General features: G+C 70.3%; 23 protein-coding genes. 7 read left to right on the top strand and 16 right to left on the bottom strand.

Annotation, left to right across the window (positions count from 1 at the left end):
- The first annotated feature begins 77 nt into the window (after positions 1-77).
- The 4 genes from ACXDC7_RS06190 to ACXDC7_RS06175 all read left to right on the top strand — a co-directional run bounded on the left by ACXDC7_RS06190 (position 78) and on the right by ACXDC7_RS06175 (position 3056).
- The gene (locus ACXDC7_RS06190; protein ID WP_179444340.1) at positions 78-287 is read left to right on the top strand and encodes a CsbD family protein; all 210 of its coding nucleotides are present in this window, start codon (positions 78-80) and stop codon (positions 285-287) included.
- 125 nt (positions 288-412) lie between these two features.
- Positions 413-1498 carry a prenyltransferase/squalene oxidase repeat-containing protein gene (locus ACXDC7_RS06185; RefSeq protein WP_179444341.1) on the top strand — a complete coding sequence of 362 codons (1086 nt, stop codon included), beginning with the start codon at positions 413-415 and terminating at the stop codon, positions 1496-1498.
- Between the two features lie 83 nt (positions 1499-1581).
- Positions 1582-2202, top strand: a complete 621-nt coding sequence (locus tag ACXDC7_RS06180; RefSeq protein WP_179444342.1) for a superoxide dismutase — start codon at positions 1582-1584, stop codon at positions 2200-2202.
- A gap of 86 nt (positions 2203-2288) precedes the next feature.
- The gene (locus ACXDC7_RS06175; RefSeq protein WP_459221545.1) at positions 2289-3056 is read left to right on the top strand and encodes an alpha/beta hydrolase family protein; all 768 of its coding nucleotides are present in this window, start codon (positions 2289-2291) and stop codon (positions 3054-3056) included.
- A 7-nt stretch (positions 3057-3063) separates the two neighbouring features.
- Here ACXDC7_RS06175 and ACXDC7_RS06170 read toward each other — a convergent pair whose 3' ends face one another.
- The 3 genes from ACXDC7_RS06170 to ACXDC7_RS06160 are packed head-to-tail and all read right to left on the bottom strand — an operon-like array spanning position 3064 to position 6351.
- On the bottom strand, positions 3064-4260 hold the full coding sequence (locus ACXDC7_RS06170; RefSeq protein ID WP_459221544.1) for a kynureninase: 1197 nt from the start codon (positions 4258-4260) through the stop codon (positions 3064-3066).
- Positions 4257-5102, bottom strand: coding sequence for a tryptophan 2,3-dioxygenase (gene kynA, locus ACXDC7_RS06165; protein ID WP_459221543.1), 846 nt, complete (start codon positions 5100-5102; stop codon positions 4257-4259). The genes ACXDC7_RS06170 and kynA overlap by 4 nt, the downstream gene beginning before the upstream one ends.
- Positions 5103-5139: 37 nt before the next feature.
- Positions 5140-6351 (bottom strand): glutaminase, encoded by a 1212-nt coding sequence (locus tag ACXDC7_RS06160; RefSeq protein WP_179444345.1) that lies wholly within the window; start codon positions 6349-6351, stop codon positions 5140-5142.
- A 178-nt stretch (positions 6352-6529) separates the two neighbouring features.
- Between ACXDC7_RS06160 and ACXDC7_RS06155 the strand changes: the two genes are divergently transcribed.
- A complete protein-coding gene (locus ACXDC7_RS06155) occupies positions 6530-7489 on the top strand; it encodes a peptidoglycan-binding protein (protein WP_459221542.1) in 960 nt (319 codons plus the stop codon).
- Between the two features lie 84 nt (positions 7490-7573).
- On the opposite strand, the gene rplQ is transcribed toward ACXDC7_RS06155, so the two are convergent.
- The 11 genes from rplQ to ACXDC7_RS06100 all read right to left on the bottom strand — a co-directional run bounded on the left by rplQ (position 7574) and on the right by ACXDC7_RS06100 (position 16859).
- A complete protein-coding gene (rplQ, locus tag ACXDC7_RS06150; protein WP_459221541.1) occupies positions 7574-8347 on the bottom strand; it encodes a 50S ribosomal protein L17 in 774 nt (257 codons plus the stop codon).
- Between the two features lie 33 nt (positions 8348-8380).
- Positions 8381-9418, bottom strand: a complete 1038-nt coding sequence (locus ACXDC7_RS06145; RefSeq protein ID WP_179444348.1) for a DNA-directed RNA polymerase subunit alpha — start codon at positions 9416-9418, stop codon at positions 8381-8383.
- A 130-nt stretch (positions 9419-9548) separates the two neighbouring features.
- Positions 9549-10160, bottom strand: coding sequence for a 30S ribosomal protein S4 (rpsD, locus tag ACXDC7_RS06140; RefSeq protein ID WP_179444349.1), 612 nt, complete (start codon positions 10158-10160; stop codon positions 9549-9551).
- A gap of 28 nt (positions 10161-10188) precedes the next feature.
- Positions 10189-10593, bottom strand: coding sequence for a 30S ribosomal protein S11 (gene rpsK, locus ACXDC7_RS06135; RefSeq protein ID WP_179444350.1), 405 nt, complete (start codon positions 10591-10593; stop codon positions 10189-10191).
- An 11-nt stretch (positions 10594-10604) separates the two neighbouring features.
- Positions 10605-10973, bottom strand: coding sequence for a 30S ribosomal protein S13 (rpsM, locus tag ACXDC7_RS06130; RefSeq protein WP_179444351.1), 369 nt, complete (start codon positions 10971-10973; stop codon positions 10605-10607).
- A 167-nt stretch (positions 10974-11140) separates the two neighbouring features.
- The gene (gene rpmJ, locus ACXDC7_RS06125) at positions 11141-11254 is read right to left on the bottom strand and encodes a 50S ribosomal protein L36 (protein ID WP_013862061.1); all 114 of its coding nucleotides are present in this window, start codon (positions 11252-11254) and stop codon (positions 11141-11143) included.
- A gap of 71 nt (positions 11255-11325) precedes the next feature.
- On the bottom strand, positions 11326-11547 hold the full coding sequence (infA, locus tag ACXDC7_RS06120; RefSeq protein ID WP_179444352.1) for a translation initiation factor IF-1: 222 nt from the start codon (positions 11545-11547) through the stop codon (positions 11326-11328).
- A 973-nt stretch (positions 11548-12520) separates the two neighbouring features.
- Positions 12521-13402 carry a carbohydrate ABC transporter permease gene (locus ACXDC7_RS06115; protein WP_179444353.1) on the bottom strand — a complete coding sequence of 294 codons (882 nt, stop codon included), beginning with the start codon at positions 13400-13402 and terminating at the stop codon, positions 12521-12523.
- Positions 13399-14334 carry a carbohydrate ABC transporter permease gene (locus ACXDC7_RS06110; protein WP_179444354.1) on the bottom strand — a complete coding sequence of 312 codons (936 nt, stop codon included), beginning with the start codon at positions 14332-14334 and terminating at the stop codon, positions 13399-13401. Before ACXDC7_RS06110 ends, ACXDC7_RS06115 begins: the two co-directional genes overlap by 4 nt.
- The gene (locus tag ACXDC7_RS06105; protein WP_343045853.1) at positions 14331-15674 is read right to left on the bottom strand and encodes an ABC transporter substrate-binding protein; all 1344 of its coding nucleotides are present in this window, start codon (positions 15672-15674) and stop codon (positions 14331-14333) included. The genes ACXDC7_RS06110 and ACXDC7_RS06105 overlap by 4 nt, the downstream gene beginning before the upstream one ends.
- A 123-nt stretch (positions 15675-15797) precedes the next feature.
- Positions 15798-16859, bottom strand: a complete 1062-nt coding sequence (locus ACXDC7_RS06100; protein ID WP_459221540.1) for a S1C family serine protease — start codon at positions 16857-16859, stop codon at positions 15798-15800.
- Positions 16860-17019: 160 nt separating this feature from the next.
- On the opposite strand from ACXDC7_RS06100, the gene ACXDC7_RS06095 reads away from it, so the two are divergent.
- Positions 17020-17721, top strand: a complete 702-nt coding sequence (locus ACXDC7_RS06095; RefSeq protein ID WP_459221539.1) for a DinB family protein — start codon at positions 17020-17022, stop codon at positions 17719-17721.
- A gap of 24 nt (positions 17722-17745) precedes the next feature.
- Here ACXDC7_RS06095 and ACXDC7_RS06090 read toward each other — a convergent pair whose 3' ends face one another.
- Positions 17746-18633 (bottom strand): GTP-binding protein LepA, encoded by an 888-nt coding sequence (locus ACXDC7_RS06090; RefSeq protein ID WP_459221538.1) that lies wholly within the window; start codon positions 18631-18633, stop codon positions 17746-17748.
- An 86-nt stretch (positions 18634-18719) separates the two neighbouring features.
- Here ACXDC7_RS06090 and ACXDC7_RS06085 point away from each other — a divergent pair, with 86 nt between their 5' ends.
- Positions 18720-20177, top strand: a complete 1458-nt coding sequence (locus tag ACXDC7_RS06085; RefSeq protein WP_459221537.1) for a glycoside hydrolase family 3 N-terminal domain-containing protein — start codon at positions 18720-18722, stop codon at positions 20175-20177.
- Positions 20178-20476: 299 nt separating this feature from the next.
- Here the strand turns inward: ACXDC7_RS06085 and ACXDC7_RS06080 are convergent, their stop codons facing one another.
- Entirely contained in the window at positions 20477-21601 is a 1125-nt protein-coding gene (locus ACXDC7_RS06080; protein ID WP_459221536.1) for an isochorismate synthase, read from the bottom strand.
- Positions 21602-21683 lie beyond the last annotated feature (82 nt).

The raw sequence follows: 21683 nt of genomic DNA, 5'->3' as shown, positions 1-21683 counted from the left end.
GTATTGTCGACACCAATGGCCGCAGGTACGCGCAAGCGGCTGGCGCGGCCGGGACAACACCGACGAAGGGATGACCCATGGGTATTGGTGACCGGATCCAGAACGCCGCCGAGGACGCCATCGGCAAGGCCAAGGAGGCCGTCGGCGACCTGACGGACAACGACAAGCTCAAGGCCGAGGGCAAGGTCGATCAGGGCAAGGCCGACGTGAAGAACTTCGGCGAGGACGTCAAGGACAAGGCCGGCGAGGCCCGGGACTCGTTCGAGAATCGTCGCGACCAGCACTGACCTGCTCTCCGGCGGACGCCACGGCCGAACGGGCCGGTGTCGTCTATCGTGCGGGGCGTCGCCTTCGGGCGGCGCCCCGCACGTCTGCGTCCGATCACTTGTCCGGCCACCGGGAGGTACGCCCGATGACTCCAGCCCGTCCGCTCGCGAAGGTGCTCTCCGCGCTCGCCGCGACCCTGCTGCTGCTGTGGCCGGCGCTGCCGGCCGCCGCGGCGCCGCCGGCCCAGGCCGCCGCGGACGCCGGGGCCTGGCTGGCGGCCCAACAGGCACCCGCCGACGACCCGACGGTGATGGTCGATGTGGCCCTCGGCCTCGTCTCTGCCGACCGGGGCGACGACGCCGCGCGGCTGGCCGATGAGCTGGTCGCCGACGCGGGCGATGCCGATGCCGCGTCGGCGGCGAAACTGGCGGTGCTGGTGAGCGCGACCGGGGGCGATCCGGCCAATGCCGGCGGGACGAATCTGATCGAGGCGATCGGCAAGGGCACCGCGAAGGACGGCCAGGTGGGCCAGTATGGCTCGGCCTTCGGTCAGGCCTGGGCGATCCTGGCCTACGCCTGGGCCGGCGAGGAGGTCCCCGACCAGGTGGTGACCAAGCTCGGCGACTACGTCGACCCGGCCGGCTCGGGCGCCTTCGGGTTCGAGACCGACGGGAAGTTCAGCCCGGATGTGGACAGCACCGCGATGGCGATCATGGCGCTGTCGAGGCTGACCGAACCGAGCAAGCTGCAGGAGCCGGCAATCGCGTGGCTGGAGTCCCAGCGTGCGGCCGACGGAAGCTTTCCGGGCTTTTCCAAGGTGAACTCGACCGGGCTCGCGGTCGCCGCGCTGACCGAACTGGGCCGCGACGAGACCGCGGGCCAGGAGTGGCTGGCGGCCCAGCAACTGCCGGACGGGTCGCTGCCGGCCGCCGAGGGCGGTGCCGGAGACCTGCGCGCGACGAGCCAGGGCGTACTCGGCCTGACCGGCATCGGGTACGCCACCCTCGTCGGGACCCAGGGCGCCGACCTCGGCGGCGATGTCGTCTCCAGCGACGAGGGTCCCGACACCTCCGACGGGCTCAGCCCGGGGCTGCTGGTGGGAGTGGCGGTCGCGGTCGGCGCCGGCGTGCTGGCTGCTGGGCTGTTGCTGACCCGGCGTCGGCGTACCACGGAATCTTCCGGTACGGCTGCGGGCGCACCCCGCGACCGGGACGGGTCGACCGACTCCTAGACTCATCGGCGAGAGGCCACTTGTGCTCAACCGCCCTTGAGGACGCATGCTGGCAGGTACAAGATCAACGAGAGGAATCGATCATGGCCGAGTACACCCTTCCCGATCTCCCCTATGACTACGCCGCGCTGGAGCCGCACATCTCCGCCAAGATCATGGAGCTGCACCACGACAAGCACCACGCGACCTACGTGAAGGGCGCGAACACCGCGGTGGAGAAGCTGGCCGCGGCCCGCGAGGCCGGTGATCTGGCCAACCTGAACCAGTTGACGACCGACCTGGCGTTCAACCTCGGCGGTCACGTCAACCACTCGATCTTCTGGAAGAACCTGTCGCCGGACGGTGGCGGTCAGCCCGAGGGCGAGCTGGCCGCGGCCATCGACGAGAACTTCGGCTCCTTCGAGAACTTCCAGAACCAGTTCACCACCGCCGCAACCGGCATCCAGGGCTCCGGCTGGGCGATCCTTGCCCACGACCCGCTGGGCGATCGGCTGAGCATCTTCCAGTTGCGTGATCAGCAGGCCCAGATCCCCGCGACCCAGACGCCGCTGGTGGTCCTCGACATGTGGGAGCACGCGTTCTACCTCGACTACCTCAACGTCAAGCCGGACTACGTGAAGGCCTGGTGGAACATCGTCAACTGGGCCGATGCCGCGCAGCGCTTCCAGGCTGCTCGTGCCATCCCGTCTCCCCAGGCGGAGTGAGTCCGACCCGTTCCTGACCGCGCGAGCCCGGTCCGCCTCCCTGGGCGGGCCGGGCTCGCCACATTCGGGCGTGAGAGCATCGGGCGATGGACGAGAAGCAGGCGCGCCGGGCCAGGGCCGCCGAGGAGGACGCGAACGCGCGACTGCGCGCGGACGCGGTGCCGCCCGGGCCGGTGCGGGCCTACGGGGAAGATCCCGACGAGCTGATGGAGGTCTTCGGCCCCGCCGACGGCCCTGCCGTGGTCTTCGTGCACGGCGGCTTCTGGCGGCCGACCACCGACCGGGCCCACGCCCGCACCACGGCGCGCGCGCTCGGCGATGCCGGGTACGCGGTGCACCTCGCCGAGTATCCGCGAACACCCGGCGACCCGGACCGCACACTGACCGCACTGACCCGGTTGGCGGGTACGCCGACCGCCGGACACGGGCGCGGGGTGGACACGCTCGGCGAGGCGACCTGGCTCGGGCACTCCGCCGGCGGCCACCTGGTGTTGTGGCTCGCCGCGCGCGGCCTGATCGCGGAGGCGATCGCGCTGGCGCCCGTCGCGGATCTGGCCGCGGCCCGGGAGCAGGGGCTCGGCCGCGGGGCCGTCGCTGCCTTCTTCGGCGACGGTGATCTTGCCCGCTGGGACCCTCGGTCGTTGGCAGAAGCCGACGGCCCGGGTCGGGTCACCGTCCTGCACGGGACCGACGACGTGACGGTGCCGATCGAGCAGGGCCGGGCCTTCCCGGAGTCCCTGGTCGAGCTGCCGGGCGCCCACCACTTCGACGTGATCGACCCCGAGTCACCGCACTTTCGCGAGGTCGTGGCCCGGCTGCCCCGCGGCGGCCCCGCACCGTCGACGCAGGAGTAGCCCCGGCTCAGCGGAGCTGGCGCTCGATCGCGTCGAGGGCGGCCTCGACCTCGGCGAAGCTGGTGCTCAGCGGCGACAGGCCGAGCCGGATGCCGTCGGGCTCGCGGAAGTCGGGGATGACCCCCTCGCCCCACAGCGCCCGGTAGATCTCCCGGAATCCCGGGTGCGCGAGCGTCACGTGCGCACCGCGGCGCTCCGGATCGCGGGGCGAGGCGACCCGCACCCCGAGGCCGGCGAGGCGGGCGTCCACCTCGGCGATCACGTACTCGCCGAGCTTGATCGACTTCTCCCGGATCGCCGGCAATCCGGCCCGCTCGATCAGCCTGATCATGTCGGCGATCGGCGCCATCCCGAGGATCGGCGGCGTACCGCTGATGAAGCGGCGCATCCCGTCGGCCGGCCGATAGTCCGGACCCATCGCGAACGGGTCCGCATGCCCCATCCAGCCGGTGATCGGCTGCTCCAGCCGATCCTGCAGCCGTGCCGCGACATAGCCGAAGGCGGGTGCGCCCGGGCCGCCGTTCAGGAACTTGTAGCTGCAGCCGACCGCAAGATCGACATCGGCGGCATCGAGATCGACCCCGACCACCCCGGCCGAGTGACACAGGTCCCACAAGACCAGCGCGCCGGCCTCGTGTGCGATGGCGGTGATCGCCGGCAGATCGGCCAGCCAGGCCGATTTGTAGGCGACCTGGCTCAACAACACCACGGCGGTACGCCCGTCGACGGCGTCGGCGACCTGCTCGGGGCTGACCCCGGCCGCCGGATCCGGTCGCAGCCAGACCAGCTCGGCGCCCGTCTCCCGCGCGACCGCGGCGGCCAGATAGCGATCGGTGGGGAAGTTCTCGGTGTCGAGCACGATCCTGCTGCGCCGCGGGTCGAGCGCCACCGCCGCCCGCAACCACTTGTAGAGCAGCACTGTCGTCGAGTCGCCGATCATGGTCTGCCCGGGTCCGGCGCCGAGCACCACCCGTCCGAGCTCGTCGCCCAGCCGCAGCGGCTCGGCCATCCACTGTTCGTCCCAGGAGCGGATCAGCCCGGTCCCCCAGGCGCCGTTGATCAACTCCTGCACGCGCTCCGCGCTGGCCCGCAGCGGCCGGCCGAGCGAGTTGCCGTCGAGATAGGCCGACACCCCCTCGGCCGGCAGGAACTCCGCGCCGAACTGCGCCAATGGGTCCGCGGCGTCGAGCTCGGCGGCCCTCACGCGCCGATCTCCGTGCGTACCGAGAACAGCTCGGGGAAGAACGTGAGGTCGAGCGCGCGCTGCAGGAAGCCGACGCCGGACGATCCCCCGGTGCCGGTCTTCATCCCGATCGTGCGCTGCACTGTCTTCAGGTGCCGGAAGCGCCAGAGCTGGAAGTTGTCCTCCAGGTCGACCAGCTCCTCGCACGCCTCGTAGACGTCCCAGTGATCATGGGCGTTGGCATAGATCTCGACGAAGACCTCGGTCAGTTCCGCGTTCGGCGTGTGCGCGAGGGTGACATCGCGGTCGAGCACCTCGGCCGGGATGGCGTACCCCCGACGCGCGAGCGCGCGCAGGAACTCGTCGTACAGGCTCGGCGCCTCCAACAACTCGGTCAGCAGGGCATGGACGTCGGGGTCGGCGCGGTGCACGTTGAGCATGCCGCGATGTTTGTTGCCGAGGGCGAACTCGACGGCGCGGTACTGCCAGGACTGGAATCCCGAGGAGTGACCGAGGAAGCCGCGGAACTCGGCGTACTCGGTCGGGGTCAGGGTGGCCAGCACCGACCACTGCTCGGTCAGCGTGCGCTGGATGTGCTTCACCCGGGCGATCCGCTTCAGCGACTCGCGGAACTCATCGGCCCGCAGCAGCGCGGAGGCCGAGCGCAGCTCGTGCAGCACCAGCTTGAACCACAGCTCGGTGGTCTGGTGCTGGATGATGAACAGCAGCTCGTCGTGATGCTCGGGCCGGCTGACCGGATGCTGGGCCGACAGCAGGGTGTCCAGATCGAGATAGGAGCCATAGCTCATCTCGCTGGCGAAGTCGGTGTGGATGCCGGACTCGATGTCTCGGGTGTTGCTCACCAGCGCACCCTAACGCCGAGGCGCCGGGCCGGACCGGTCAGGCGTCGTCCGCCTTGCCGAGATAGACCCCGTCCGGGTCGTCGACGATCACCTCGATGCCGTCGGCCTCCAACCGGCGCCGACCTTCCTGCAGCATCCGCAGTCCGACATCGTTGACGGCGAAGACCCGGGTCAGGTCGAACACCGCGCGCGGCTCGGTGATCGGTTGCTCGACCAGCGCGCGCAACATCCGCTCCGCCTGCGGGAACTGGACGCTGCCCTGAAGCTCGAAGACCGCGCTGTCGGCATCGTCGCGCCGGGACCGCATCACCGACCGCGCGGGCTGCGGCGCCTCCATCATGTGCATGCCCATGTCGTCCGACAGCCGCTCGAAGATCTGCACCCCGCGGACGCTGTTGCCGTGCGCATCCAGCCTCGGCGAGAACGTCGCCAGTCCGACCTGCCCGGGCAGCGCGCCGATCAGCACCCCCGACACCCCGCTCTTGGCCGGGATGCCGACGCTGGTCACCCAGTCGCCGGCCGCGTCGTACATCCCACAGGTCGTCATCACGCTCAGCACCTGCCGGTTCACCCGCGGCGGGATCACCTGCTCCCCGGTGAGCGGCTGGACGCCGCCGGCCGCCAGCGTCGCCGCCATCACCGACAGGTCGTGCGCGGTGACGTTGATCGAACACTGCCGGATGTAGCCGCGCACGGCGTCCTCGGGGTCGCCCTCGACGATGCCGCGCGAGCGCAGCAGATTGGCCAGGGCGCGGTTGCGGTACGCCTCGGACATCTCGGAGGCGAACACCGCCTCGTCCACGGTCAGCTCGCGCCCGGCCAGCCGGCCGGCGAACTCGCGGAAGCGCTCCACGCGCGCATCGAGATTGTCGCCGTCGATCAGGGCGTGTGCGGCGATCGCGCCCGCATTGATCATCGGATTGCGCGGCCGCCCGGTGGCGGGGTCCAGCGAGATCTCGTTGAACGCATCCCCCGACGGCTCCACATCGATCTTCTGCAGCACGGCCTCCAGCCCGCGATCGATGACCGCCAGCGCGTAGGCGAACGGCTTGGACACCGACTGGATGCTGATCTCGTCGGCGGTGTCGCCGACGTCGTAGACGGCACCGTCGACGGTGCACAGCGAGACGCCGAGCCGGTCGGGGTCGGCGTCGCGCAGTTCGGGAATGTAGTCGGCCGGCGCGCCGGAGGTGTCGCCGCCGCAGGTGTCGAGCACCTGGGTCAGATAGTCCGGAATCGGTGACCTCACGGGCCGAGCCTAACGGAGCCGGACGTCCGGCCCGCTGGGCTGCACGGGTACGCCGCGGCGGCGTCCGGGCACCGACCGGACGCGGTGTCCGGGACGTCCGGGAGGACGGGCCGGCCCTTGTGGGACAGGCGGGCCGGGCCGTGGGCTGGGGTTCCGGGAAACGACGAGAGGATCCATGATGACCGCTCCCACGACGCCGCGCCGCCTCGGCCGGCGCATCTTCGCCGGGCTCGGCGCCGCGGCCCTGAGCACCGGCGTACTGCTCGGCGGCCTGTCGACCGCGCCCACCGCGACCGCTGCGCCGGCGCCGGCCGAGCAGACCGCGGCCTCGACCGACATCCGCACCGCCCAGATCAATCTGCGCGGCCTGGACTACTACCACGACGCCGTCGACGGCGAGAACGGTACGAACACCTTGGCCGCCGTCCGCGCCTTCCAGACCGATGCCTGCATCGAGGTGGACGGTTCCTACGGGCCGCAGACCGCAGCGGCCGTCTCGGCGAAGATCAAGCAGGTGCAGGCACGGGTCGGCATCGACCAGGACGGCTCCTACGGGACCGCGACGACGGAGGCGGTGCGCAAGTACCAGACCGCCAAGGGCCTCAAGGCCGACGGGATCGCCGGCCCCGAGACGATGCGCAGCATGGGCATCTCGCGTACCGACTGCGAGGCGCCGACGACCGACGAGCGGGCCAAGAAGATCCTGGCGCTCGCCGAGCAGCAGGTCGGCATCGTGGCCGGCCCGGATGCCCAGAAGTTCTTCTACGGCGAGTGGTCGCACCTGGACACCACGAACCGCGAGACGGGCAACTGGTGCGCGGGCTTCGTGTCCTGGGTCACCAGCAAGCAACTCGGCCTCCACCCCTACAACATGGTCGGGGTACGCCACTACCGGGCCAAGGCCGAAGCGAACGACGAGATGAGCTTCGTCGGCCAGGCCCGCCCCGGCGACTTCGCCGTCTACGACTGGGACAACAACGGGGTCTGGGACCACATCGGCATCGTGAAGACGGTCAACGGGGCGTCGTTCACGACCATCGAGGGCAATACCTCCGGGCCGAAGGCGAAGTCCCAGGTCGCCGAGCGCAACCGCGGCACCGACCAGGGCTACGACGTGGAGTTCATTCGCCTGAAGTGAGGCGCGGTCACGACTGACGCGCAACGGGCGCCGCACCACCGAAGTGGTGCGGCGCCCGTTGTCTGTCGGCTGGCTGTCGGCGGGTCAGCCGGCCTTGCTGAAGCCGGCGGCCTCGGCGGACTCCTCGGAGTCGAACCAGACCTCGGCGACCGTCTGGTCGTACCAGCGCGACTCCGGGGTGTGGAACTTCATCGAGTCCTCGTTGCCCTTGATCGCGAAGCCCTCCGGCGGGGTCTCGCCGCGGAAGGAGCCCTTGCCGTAGTCCTTGACCTCGGCGGCCGCGTCCTCGGTCGCGGTCTCGTCGGCGGCGGCCTCGGCAGACTCGTCGGCGGCGGTGTCGACCTCGGCGGCCGCGAGTGCGGCGGCCTTGGCGTTGCTCTCCTCGGTCGTCTCCTCCTCGGCGGCGGCCGGCGCGGCGGCGGCCTTCTTGGCCGGTGCCTTCTTGGCGGCGGCCTTCTTGGCGGGCTTGGCGCCCGACTTCGCGTTGCGGGACTCCTCGACCGACTCGGTGACGATCTCGATCACGGCCATCGGGGCGTTGTCGCCCTTGCGCGGCCCGACCTTGATGATCCGGGTGTAGCCGCCGTCGCGCCCGGCGAGGGCCGGGGCGATCTCGGTGAACAGGACGTGCACGACGGACTTGTCCCGGACGTGGGTCAGCACCTGCCGGCGGGCGGCAAGATCACCGCGCTTGGCCTTGGTGATCAGCTTCTCGGCGAGCGGGCGTACCCGCTTCGCCTTCGCCTCGGTCGTGGTGATCTTCCCGTGCTCGAACAACTGGCTGGCCAGGTTGTCCAGGATGATCCGCTCGTGTGCCGGGCTGCCGCCCAGGCGGGGACCCTTGGTGGGGGTAGGCATCTGTCAGTTCTCCAATTGATCTTCGGTGGCCGCTCAGTACTGCTCGGTCTCGGCGAAGTCGGCGTCGCCGCGCTCGTCGCCCTCGGTGTCCTCGTCGTCGTAGCGACCGATCGCGGTCAGCGGGTCGAAGCCGGGCGCGCTGTCCTTCAGCGACAGGCCCATCTCGGCCAGCTTCAGCTTGACCTCGTCGATCGACTTGGAGCCGAAGTTGCGGATGTCGAGCAGGTCCTGCTCCGAGCGCGAGACCAGCTCGCCCACGGTGTGGATGCCCTCGCGCTTGAGGCAGTTGTAGGACCGCACGGTGAGGTTCAGGTCCTCGACCGGCAGGGCCAGGTCCGCGGCGAGCTGCTCGTCGACCGGCGACGGGCCGATCTCGATGCCCTCGGCCTCGGTGTTCAGCTCGTGCGCGAGGCCGAACAGCTCGACGAGGGTACGCCCGGCCGAGGCGACCGCGTCGCGCGGACGGATGGCCGGCTTGGTCTCGACGTCGACGATCAGCTTGTCGAAGTCGGTGCGCTGCTCGACGCGGGTGGCCTCGACCTTGTAGGTGACCTTGAGCACCGGGGAGTAGATCGAGTCGACCGGGATCCGGCCGATCTCGTTCTCGAAGCCCTTGTTCTGCACGGCGGAGACATAGCCGCGGCCGCGCTCGACGACCAGCTCCATCTCCAGGCGGCCGTTGTCGTTCAGGGTCGCGATGTGCAGCTCGGGGTTGTGGATCTCGACCCCGGCCGGCGGCGCGATGTCGGCGGCGGTGACGGCACCGGCGCCGGACTTGCGCAGGTACATGACGACGGGCTCGTCCTCCTCGGAGGAGACGACCAACGCCTTCAGGTTGAGGATGATCTCGGTCACGTCCTCGACGACGCCCTCGATGGTGGAGAACTCGTGCAGGTTGCCCTCGATCTTGATGCTCGTCACCGCGGCGCCCGGGATGGACGACAGCAGGGTGCGGCGCAGGGAGTTGCCCAGGGTGTAGCCGAAGCCGGGCTCCAGCGGCTCGATGACGAACCGCGAACGGAACTCGTCGACCTTCTCCTCGGACAGTGCGGGGCGCTGTGCGATCAGCATGTTCGGTTTCCTTTCGGCCGCCCGCTATTTGACGGCGAATGGGTGGACCCGGTCGCTGCTGCGTACCGGGTTGGTACGCCGGTGCGCCGCGCGGATGATGATCACCGCGAGACGCACCGGCGTGGCGGGCTCAGCTCACCTTGGAGTAGAGCTCGACGATCAGTTGCTCCTGGACGTCGACGGCGATCTGCTCGCGCTTCGGCAGCGCGTGCACCAAGATCATCATCGGGTCGGTGCGGGCCTCCAGCCAGCCCGGGACCTCGCGCTCGCCATGGGTCTCGCGGGCGACGACCAGCGGGTGCAGGTCGGTCGACTTCTCGCGCACGGTGATCACATCGTGCGGGCTGACCCGGTAGGAGGGGATGTTGACCTTCTTGCCGTTGACCTCGAAGTGGCCGTGGTTGACCAACTGGCGGGCCTGGCGGCGGGTGTTGGCGAAGCCGGCGCGGTAGATCACGTTGTCCAGCCGGGACTCGAGGATGCGCAACAGCACGTCGCCGGTGCGCCCAGTGAGCCGGTTGGCCTCCTCGTAGTAGCGGCGGAACTGCTTCTCCAGCACGCCGTAGGCGTAGCGGGCCTTCTGCTTCTCCCGCATCTGGAGCAGGTACTCCGACTCCTTGGTGCGGCCACGGCCGTGCATACCCGGCGGGTAGGGGCGGCGCTCGAAGGCCTTGTCGTTGCCGACCAGGTCGGTGCCGAGACGACGCGACTTCTTGGTCAGCGGGCCGGTGTAACGAGCCATGATTCAGTCCTTTCCTGTGTCGTCTCGATCAGACCCGGCGCCGCTTGGGCGGGCGGGTGCCGTTGTGCGGTACGGGGGTCACGTCGGCGATCGCGCCGACCTCGAGGCCGACCGCGCCGAGCGAACGGATCGCGGTCTCCCGGCCGGAACCGGGGCCCTTGACGAACACGTCGACCCGCTTCATGCCGTGGTCCATGGCGCGCCGGCCGGCGGCCTCCGCGGCCATCTGGGCGGCGTACGGGGTCGACTTGCGCGAACCCTTGAAGCCGACGGTGCCGGCCGAGGCCCAGGCGATGACCGCGCCGGTCGGGTCGGTGATCGTGATGATCGTGTTGTTGAACGTCGACTTGATGTGGGCCTGGCCCGCGACGATGTTCTTCTTCTCCTTGCGGCGCACCTTCTTGGCGCCGCTGCTGCGTCCTGCAGTAGCCATCTGGTGCGTCCTTACTTCTTCTTGCCGGCGACGGGCTTGCGCTTGCCCTTGCGCTGACGGGCGTTGGTGCGGGTCCGCTGGCCGCGGACGGGGAGACCGGAGCGGTGCCGCCGGCCCTGGTAGGTGCCGATCTCGACCTTGCGGCGGATGTCGGCGGCGATCTCGCGGCGCAGGTCGCCCTCGATCTGGTAGTTGCCATCGAGGTGGTCGCGCAGCGCAACCAACTGCTCGTCGTTCAGCTCGTGGACGCGAAGGTCACCGGAGATGCCGGTGGCCTTCAGGGTCTCCAGCGCGCGGGTACGCCCGACGCCGAAGATGTAGGTGAGTGCGACCTCGAGGCGCTTGTCGCGCGGCAGGTCGACACCACTGAGGCGTGCCATGTGTGACTCTTTCACTCATCGGAGGTGTCGGCGTGAAGCGTCCCGGCGGTGCGGGCCCCGGCCTCCGACCGGGGGTGGACCCGCCGGCGAGCGGCGGGCTGCATTCACGTTGTTGGGTTATTCAGTTGTCGTCGAGCCGTGACTGCGGCCCGGCCGCAGCGGGCTGGTCAGCCCTGGCGCTGCTTGTGGCGCGGGTTCTCGCAGATCACCATCACGCGACCGTGCCGGCGGATCACCTTGCACTTGTCGCAGATCCTCTTGACGCTCGGCTGAACCTTCATCGAGCTCTCTTTTCGATCTGGCCCCGGGCAGGCGTGCACCCGTCGGGGAGTTGATGATTTGTTGACCCCGGTCACCTGTGCCGGTAGACGATGCGGCCGCGGTTCAGGTCATAGGCGGAGACTTCGACAACCACCCGGTCCGACGGAAGGATCCGGATGTAGTGCTGGCGCATCTTGCCGCTGATCGTGGCAAGCACCTTGTGGCCGTTGCTCAGCTCGACGCGGAAAGTCGCGTTGGGCAGGGCCTCGACCACGGTTCCCTCGAGCTCGAGGACGCCTTCCTTCTTTGCCATTGCTCCCTAAACTGTTCGCTCGGAACTCCTGAATGCGGACATGCATCACCCACACGGGTGACCGACGCTCTACTCTAGTGCCCGATCCCCCGCAGCCCAAATCGTCGTACGCCGGTCCGGCCCAGGCCGGTCGAACCCGCCGGTCGAGCCTGACGCCGGTAGAGCCCGTCGAGAGCCCCCCGCCGATCGAGCCTGACGCCGGTAGAGCCCGTCGAGAGCCCCCCGCCGATCGCCGAAATCGACCACTCGCCACGATTCCGGCCACCACACCACGCCCAAGCCCGCCCAAACCCCGACCAGTGGTCACTTTCGGCGCCAGGTTTCGACGGCGCCAGGTCTCGACGGCGGGAGATCTCGACGGCGGGAGGGCTCGGCGGCGCGAGGGCTCGACCTCGACCAACGCCGGTCGAGCTTGTCGAGACCCCCGCCGAGCGCCAAAACCGACCACTCGCCAGGATTTTGGCCACCACACCGCGCCCAAACCCGCCCGAACCCCGACCAGTGGTCACTTTCGGCGCGAGGTTTCGACGGCGCCAGGTCTCGACGACGCGAGGTCTCGACTGCGCTCGGTCCAGCCTGCCGCGACCACGCCGAGCGCCAATACCGACCACTCGCCAGGATTCCGGCCACCACCTGGCGCCCAAGCCCGCCCAAACCCCGACCAGTGGTCACTTTCGGCGCGAGGTTTCGGCGGCGGGAGATCTCGGCGGCGCTCGGTCCGGCTTGTCGAAACCCCCGGCCGATCGCCGAAACCGACCACTCGCCAGGGTTTTGGCCACCGCCCGGCGCCCGAACCCGCCCAAACCCCGACCAGTGGTCACTTTCGGCGCCAGGTCTCGTCGGCGCGAGGGCTCGACGGCGGGAGGTCTCAAGGTCACTTTCGGCGCCAGGTCTCGACGACGCGAGGTCTCGAGGTCTCGACCGCGCGAGGTCTCGACGGCGCTCGTTCCTCGCCTGCTCGAGCAGCGCTCGACTACTTGACCGCGCCCATCGCCAGGCCGCGGACGAGCCGCTTCTGGGCCAGCCAGCCGGCCAGGATCACGGGCACGATGGCAATGGTCACCGCGGCGCTCAGTACCGCGAGGAACTGGCCGCGGCCGTCGACGAACGAGCCGAGGAACGGCGGCGTGGTCATCGCGGCGACCGAGGTGAGCAGGAGCGCCAGGAAGTACTCGTTCCAGGCGAAGATGAAGCAGATCAGCGCGGCCGCCGCGGCGCCCGGCGCCACGATCGGGAACGCGATCCGCCACAGCTCGCGCCAGTAGGTCGCCCCGTCCACCTGGGCCGCCTCGACGATCGCGGCCGGCACCTCCTCGAAGAAGGAGCGCATCATCCAGATCGCCAGCGGCAGGTTGATCCCGACGTAGAGGATGCCGAGCACGGTCAGGTTGTCCAGCAGCCCGAACTGCCGCAGCAGCAAGAAGATCGGGATGATCACCGCGGCGAACGGCATGAACCGGGTGGAGATCACGAAGAACAATGCATCGGACCACTTCGAGATCCGGCGTACCGACAGGGCGTACGCCGCCGGGATCGCCAGCGCCATCACCACGATCGTCGAGCCGATCGACACCGCCGCGGAGTTCAGCAGGTACAACCCCATCCCCCGCTCGAAGACCTCGGCGTACCTGTCCAGGGTCAACGGTGTGTTGATCAACGGCGTCGGGGATGCGGCCGCGGCCTCGGACTTGAACGAGGTGAAGACCGTCCACAGCACCGGGAAGAAGAACAGGAACACCAGCAGCCAGGTCAGCAGGGTGATCAGCGCTCCGCCGAGCTTGCGGCCGGCGGGCGATCCGCCCCGCCGGGCCCGCGTCGCCTCGGCGCTGGCTGCGGGTTCGGTCACGGCGCTCATCGCCCCTCCTCGGTGAACACCCGGAACAGCTTGCGCAGGGCGAAGGTCGCCACCACGATGATCAGCACCACGGTGACAACGCCGTAGGCCGCGGCCTCGCCGACCTGCTGGCCGATGAAGGCCCGCTCGTACAGCAGGTACGGCAAGGTCTTGGTGCCGCCCGCCCCCTTGGTGATGATGTTGATCGGGTCGAACAGTTGCAACATCAAGATCGTGCCCAACAAGATCGCCAGTTCGGCATAGGTACGCAGATGCGGCACGGTCATGAAGAAGAACCGCCGCACCGGGCCGGCGCCGTCGACATCGGCGGCCTCCAGCACCTCTCCGTCCTGGGACTGCAGGCCGGCGAGCAGCAGCAGCATGAAGAAGGGCGTGTACTGCCAGACCATCACCATCATCACGCTGAGCATCGGATGGTCGGTGTTCCAGGCGATCGGGCCGATGCCGAGCAACCCGAGGAACCAGTTGACGATGCCGCCCTCGGTGTTCAGCAGCGACCACTTGAAGATCAGCGAGGCCGCTGCCGGCATCACCAGGAACGGCGTGATCAGCAGGGTCCGCGCGAGGCTGCGGCCGAAGAACTCGCGGTTCAGCAGGACGGCCAGCAGCAGCCCGAGGACCAACGAGATGATCACCGAGCCGCCGACGATCAGCACGGTCGCCAGCACCGACGGCAGGAAGTAGCCGTTGGTGAAGACGGCCGCATAGTTCTCCAGGCCCGCGAAGCCCCGCTGTTCGGGCCGGGACAGGTTCCAGTGCTGGAAGGAATAGAAGATCGTCACCACGAACGGGATCTGGGTGATCAGGATCAGCGCACCGATCGCCGGCAGCAGCAGCGTCCGCGCGAACCGGCGCTCGGCCGGATCCTGGTGCGACGGCGGCCTGGTGCGCGGCCTCACGCTCTCGGGCGCCTCGGCGGTCGCGGTCGTCATTGGCCTGCCTCCCTTCGCTGCTGTTCGCCCGCGCGTTGGGCGATCGCCTGGGCTTCGTCGAGCGCCTGTCGGGTGCTCGTGCGACCCGCGAGCGCATCGGCGAAGGCCTGGGTCGCCTGGTTCCCGACGTCCTGGAACTCGGGGATCGAGACGTACTGGATGCCGACCCACGGCTGCGGCGCCACGCCCGGCTGCGCCGGGTCGACCTCGGACAGGGTCTGCACCGTGAGCGGGCCGAAGGCCGAGCTGACCTCGGCGTACTCGGGAATCCGATAGGTCGAATTGCGGGTGCCGGGCGGCAGCTCGGACCAGCCGACCTCGTTGCCGACCAGCTCGATGTAGTCCGGCGAGGTCGCCCACTTCACGAAGTCGGTCGCCGCCTGCTGCTTCGTCGATGCCGCGTTGACGCCGAGATTCCACGACCACAGCCAGCCCGCCTGATCGGTCTCGACCACGGGCGCCGGCACATAGCCGACCTTCCCGGCAACCTCGGAATCGTCGCTCTCCAGCGCGCCGGCCGCCGAGGTCGCGTCGTACCACATCGCCGCGCCCCCGGTGCTGAACAGGTTGTAGCACTCGGTGAAGCCGTAGGAGACGGGATCGGGCTCGCCGGCGTTCCGGGTCAGGTCGACGTAGAAGTTCGTCGCATCGGCAAAACCGGGCGCATTCACCTTCGCGTCCCAGTTCATGTCGTACCACTGCCCACCGAAGGTGTTGACCATCGAACCGAGGATCGCGCCGGCCTCACCCCAGCCGGGTTTGCCGCGCATGCAGATGCCGGCCCGTTCGGGACTCTTCAGTTGCCCGGCAAGATCGGCGACCTGCTGCCAGGTCGGGTTCTCCGGCATCTCCAGTCCGGCCTCGTCGAACACATCGGTGCGATACATCAGGAACGACGACTCGCCGTAGAACGGCGCCACATACATCCGGTCCTCGTAGGTGGCCGCCTGTCGGATCGGCCCGATCAGGTCGTTCACCTGGTACGCCGGATCCGAGCTGAGCGGGTCGGTGAGATCGACGAGCCAGCCGTTGCGGGCCCAGATCGGCACCTCGTACGAGCCGACCGTCATCACGTCGTACTGGCCGCCGCCGGTCGCGACGTCCTTGGTGGCCGCGGCGCGGAGGTCGTTCTCCTCCATGAACAAGATGTTCACCCGTACGCCGGGATGGGTGCGCTCGAACTCGGGGACGAGCGAGGCCATGTCCTGCATCTGGGAGTTGTTGACGCTGGCGACCGTGATCGTCGTGATGCCCGGCTGCTCGCCGAGCCGGCCGAACCCGGCGCAACCGGTCGTCAGCATCAGCGCTCCGGCCACCAGCGCCGGTCCGAGTCTCTTCACCGCCGACTCCCGTCCGCGCCCCACCGGGCGCTGCTCTCGACATTGAGGGGAGTTCGACTCTAGACGGGCGGCCCGCGCCGGGGCGGGGTGTTGCGCAACGCGGGCTCGATCAGTTGGGCCCGATCAGTTCACGGGGCTCTCCGCGAGCGCGACGCTGCTCGAGCGCTCCTCGCCGGCGGCATCGGTCCAGACCAGTTCGACCCGCTGGCCCGCCTCGGTGCCGGCGAGCACGCTGCTCAACCGGCCGCCGCTCTGCACCGGCGTACCGTCCACCGAGAGGATGACCGCACCGGGCTCGATCCCGGCCCCGGCGGCCGGCGAATCGGGCACCACATCGACGATCTCGCCGACGGTGTCGACGCTGACGCCGAGGTAGCCGGACCGGCCGATGGTCACCGGCCCGGAGCTGTCGCCGGCCTCGATCTGGGCGGCGATCTCGGTGGCGGTCGCGATCGGCACGGCGTAACTGTCCGGGGCAGCGTCGGACTCGTCGCTGCGGCTGGCCGAGCGCATCACCGAACCCGCGGTGCTCAGTCCGACGACCTCGCCCTCGGCGTCGACCATCGCCCCGCCGGAGTAACCGGGAACGACGGGCACGCTGGTCTCGATCATTCCCTCGAGGCGGGAGCCGAACCCTCCGTTCTCCCCCGCCACGGTCACCGAACGGTCGGTCGCCCTGACCTGGCCGTCCACCGTGCGCAGCCGGCCCTCGCCGCCCGGATTGCCGATCGCGGTCAGCGCCTCGCCGGTCTCGACGCCGTCGGTGTCGATCTTGGCCGGAGTCAGTGCGTTCTCGATGCCGAGCAAGGCCACATCGGCGGAGGAGTCGAAGCCGAGCATCGTGGCGGACTGGGCCTCGCCGCCGGCGGAGGTCACCCGGACCCGCTCGGAGTCGGCGACCACGTGGTAGTTGGTCAGGATCAGGCTCCCGTCGCCGATCACGACACCCGAGCCGGCCCCGATCCCGTTCGAGGTGCGGGTGTCGATGATCACGACCCCGGATCTGGTCGAGGCCGGGGCGGCGTCGGGCGCCTGGGCGATCGTCGGCGGCCGGGTGTCGGTGATTCCGGGAACCGTCGGCAGGTCGCCGCCGCCCGGTGCGAGGACGCGGGCGACCAGTGCGCCCGGCAGCAGGGATCCGCCGAGCATCACCAGCACGGTCGCGATCCCGGCGAGTGCGACCAACGGGGCGGGGATGCGGCGGGCGGGGGTCTGGCGAGCGACTGGCGGGTCGGTGAACCGAGGGGATGAGGGATGGGGATGTCGGTTCACCGACCCGGACCAGTGGCTCATGTCCGACATCTCACCCGGCGACCATGCGAGACCGCTGACGGAAAGCTGTCAGGTGGCTGTGGAAGTCGCCACCGGCTGGGCGTACCCGGCGAAGGACACCGCGCCGACCATGATCACGACGGCGACGATGAAGATCACGACCATCGCGGCACTCGCGCAATCTGCGCTGGCCGGATCGCTGCGATTCCTGGCGCGCGCAGCACTGGTCGGGTACGCCGTGGCACGCCAGCATCGGGCCATGCCGCAAGCCGAGATCAAGGACTGGACCTGGGTGCTGGAGCGCCGCTGTCCCGAGTGTGGGTTCGACGCCTCGACCGTGCCGTATGAGCGCGTCCCCGAACTGCTGCGGGAGAATGCCGCCGCCTGGCCCGCGGTGCTGGCCCGCGCGGACGTCCGCGACCGGCCGGCGCCGGAGGTCTGGTCGCCGCTGGAGTACGCCGCCCACGTCCGCGACGCCCATGTCATCTTCGGTGAGCGGCTCGCGCTGATGCTCGGCGACGACGATCCCGCGTTCGCCAACTGGGATCCCGACGAGACCGCAGAGCGCGATCGCTACGCCGAGGCCGATCCGGCCGCCGTCGGGCAGGCGCTGATCCGGGCGGCCGACCGGACCGCCGCCGCCTTCGCCGCGGTGGCCGCCGGCGACCTCGGGCGTACCGGCCGGCGCTCGGACGGCACGATCTTCACGGTGGAGTCGCTGGCCCGCTACTACGTCCACGACCCGGTGCATCACCTGCACGACGTGGACCGCTGACCGGGCGTACCGGCGACGTCGGTCTCAGGCGGGCACGACGGGCCCGCCGAGCCCGCCGCGCTCGCGATACATCTCGACGGACTCGCGCAGGGCACGCAGCACGTAGGGCGGGAAGTCGAGGCCCTTGTCGTGGGCCCACAAGATCGACTTCTCCACCCGGGAGACCTCCCGGGCGTACGCCTCCAGGTCCTCGGCGAATCCCAGCCCGATCACCACGCCGCCCATGTCGGCGGTATAGGTCTTGCGCTGGTTGGTGCCGACCAGGCCGTAGGAGAAGTTGCGCAGTCGCCGCGTCAGCCACAACTGCCACGGCTTGAGCACGCGGTCCTGCTGCATCTTCTCCGCCGACATCTTGTAGAAGGCGAAGTGCCCGGGCTCCTGCTTCTTGATCTGACCGATGATCGTCTGCGAGATCGCCGTCTCGCCGAGGCTGTTCATGCCCTTGGTCATCGCGTTGTACGCCAGCACCGCCTGCCGCTCGGTCGCCGCACCGGTCAGGTAGTACATCAGCCGCGCCACCTCCTGGATCGGCTCGATGTGGGCCAGCGCGCCGAGCATCTTCATGCCCATCTGCACCTCGAGCATCGGCTCGGCGGGGGCGAGGCCGAGCTCGGTCTGCAGCTTGTCCAGGATCAGGCCGTGCTGGATCTCCTGGGGTTGCCAGACATCGGCGTAGAAGTAGCGGTCGACCTCGCTGACATCGGGCAGCAGCACCAGGAGCTCGAGCACATTGCGGTCGACCTCGAGCTCGACCCGGGCCAGATAGTCGAGGATGTGTGCGTAGTCGCGGGCGACCGCCCCGGGGTCGTGCACGGTCCAGTCGACCGAGCCCATCGGGATCGGCGGATGCTCGTCCTCGAGCCGGCGAACGCTGTCCATCAGCATCGTGTCGGTGATCTCGCGGCGGGGCACGGGCCCAACCCTAACGCACTCCGGGTGAGCCAACTTAGGCTTCCCTCAGTCTGGCCGCGCGGAACGGCCGGTGGCACAGTGTGGCCGTGCAATCGGAGTCGGAACTGGCCGCACTGGCGCGCGGCGTGCTGGCGCCCGGATTCGTCGGGACGAGTGTGCCGGGCTGGTTGGCCGACGAGCTGGGTCGCGGGCTCGCCGGGGCCTGGCTGTTCGGTCACAACCGGCCGACCGAGGGGTTCGCGGCGCTGACCGGTGGGCTGCGCGCGATCGCGCCGACGGTGCTGGTCTGCTCCGACGAGGAGGGCGGGTCGGTCACCCGGTTCGAGCCGGACGGGTCGTCCTGGCCGGGCGCCCACGCGCTCGGGCTGGTCGACGATCCGGTACGCACGGAGGCAGTGGCCGCCGAGCTGGGCGCCGCGCTGCGCGGGGAGGGGATCGACCTGACCGCCGCGCCCGATGTGGACGTGAACTCCGATCCGGACAATCCGGTGATCGGGGTACGCGCGTTCGGCGATGATCCGGAGCTGGTGGCCCGGCACGGCGCGGCGTTCGTCCGCGGGCTGCACGCGGGCGGGGTGGCCTCGTGTGCCAAGCACTACCCCGGGCACGGCGCGACCCGGCAGGACTCCCATCTCGCGCTGCCCCGGGTGGACGCGCCGGAGGCCGTGGTGCGGGAGCGTGATCTTGAACCGTTCGCGGCGGCGGTGGCGGCGGGGACCGATGCGATCATGACCGCGCACGTGATCTTCGACGCGTTCGGCCGCGAGCCGGCGACGCTGAACCCGCGGCTGATCGCGCTGCTGCGAGACGAGCTCGGCTTCGACGGGGTGGTCTGCACCGACGCACTGGACATGGCGGCGATCCGGGACGGCTGGGGCATGGGCCGCGGCGCGGCGCTCGCGCTGGCGGCCGGGGTGGATCTGATCTGTATCGGGAATCCGGTGGGCGGCGGCTACGACCCCGCCGCGGCGCTCGCCGAGATCGTCGACGCGATCATCGGGGCCGTGCGCTCGGGCGCGCTGCGGGAGACCCGGCTCGCCGAGGCGGCCGGGCGGGTGGCCCGACTGGCGGAGCGGGCGGCGGCCCGGCGGGCGGCCTTCGGGGAGCCGGTACGCCGGGCGCCCGGCACCCGCAGCGAGGTCGGGACACAGATCGCGCGCGAGGCGCTGCGGCGTACCGGCCCGTTGCCGAAGCTGGGTACGCGGCCCTGGCTCGCCGAACTGCGCGGGCCCGACAACATCGCCGCCGGGCGTACCCGGCCGTGGGCGCTGGTGGAACTCGCCGCCCGGGTGCCGGGGGCGCGGCGGGTGGTGATCGAGACGATTGCCGATCTTGCCGGGCTGGACGATGAGCCGCTGGTCGTGCTGCTGGGCGCGCAGCCCGACGGCGCCACCGCCGAGTTGCTCGACGCGGTGCTGGACCGGCGCCCGGACGCGCTGGTGATCAACACCGGAGTGCCGCGGGATCTCCGCGGGAACGTGCTGGAGACCGCCGGGCCGGGCCGCGTCGAGGCGATCGCGGCCGCGGAGGCACTGCTCGCCTGACCGATCGCGTCGTCAGGTCTCGCCCGCTGGCGCCAGCTCCAGCGGGCGAAACCTGACGAAGAGATCGAACTAGCGCTGACGGCGGCTCGCCCGCCCCTGCCCCGACGATCCCCACCACAGGAGGACGATCCCGGCCACGCCACAGAGGACACCCAGACCCCCCGCAGCGATGCCGAGCCACGAATCCCGCTGCGCCGCCCCGGAACCGCCGATCACGGCACCCAGCATGATCAAGGCGACTGCGGCGATCACTGGACGGGAAATTCCGATCATCGCAACAGACCTCCAGGACTCCTTTCCTACACCCTAAGGGCCCGGCGCATGGGCTGGAGCTTGACCTCGGTCTCGGCGTACTCCCACTCGGGGTCGGCGCCGGCGACGATGCCGCCGCCGGCATAGCAGCGCACGCCGTCGGGCTCGCGCTGGCCGCAGCGCAGGGCCAGCCCGATCTCGCCGTTGCCGGCCGCATCCATCCAGCCGACCGGCCCGGCGTACCTTCCCCGGTCCCGCGGCTCGAACTCGTTGATCAACTCCACGGCCCGTTTGGTCGGTACGCCGGCCACCGCCGGCGTCGGGTGCAGCGCGGTGATCAACCGCAGCGGCGACGACGCGGGATCGGCGACGCGGCCGGAGATGTCGGTGGCCAGATGCCACAGGTTCGGCAGTTGCAGCGGGTACGCCGCCGGCCGCTCGTCGTCCAGCACCGCCAGCCCGGCCAGCTCGCCGAGCACGGCGTCGGCGGCCAGTCGGTGCTCGGCCACCCGGCGCGGATCGCCCAGCAGGGTCTCGGCATCGCCCGCGGTGCCGGCCAGCACCCGGGTCCGGAACCGGTCCCCCTGCCGGGCGATCATCAGCTCCGGCGTCGCGCCGAAGAGACCGTCCACGGCAAATGTCCAGGTCTGCGGATAGCTGGCGGCCAACGCCTCGAGCGCGCGGACGCAATGGGCGTCGTCGGCACGCACGTACTCGTCCCGCGCGACCACGATCTTGTCCGCGGCACCGTCGGCGATCGCCCCGAGCGCCGCCTCGACCAGCCGGCGGTGCCCCGCCCGGCCGGCGCTCTCCCCCGGTGCGGCCAGTCCCCGGATCTCCTCACCCGCGAGCCCGACCGTCAACCCATCGTCGGCCGCGGCCAGTTCGGCGAGCAACCCGGCGTCGACGGCCTGCTCCCACGCGGTCTCGCCGCGGCGTACCGACCGCGGGACGCGCAGCACGCTCGGCAGCGCCGAGGAGTCGTCGAAGGTGGCGGCGAGGAAGGCGGTGAGCGGGGCGGGGCCGCGATCGCGGTCGGCCAGCCGCTGCCACACGGCGTCCATCCGGGCGAGCCGGTCGCGGCCGGAGAAGGCCAGCCGCCAGCCGCCCGATCCGGTGAGCGCGGCACCGTCGCGTACCCAACCCAGCCGGTCGACGAAGGCCTCCTCCACGGCGTCGATGATCCCACGCGGCCCACCAGCCCCGGAAATCGCGAGCCGACCCGGACCCGAACGCCGGGGGTTCGCGGGCCGC

This window comes from Naumannella huperziae (genome assembly GCF_054073625.1).
The sequence above is the reverse complement of the archived record's forward strand: the minus strand, read 5'-3'. Positions and strand labels throughout refer to the sequence as shown.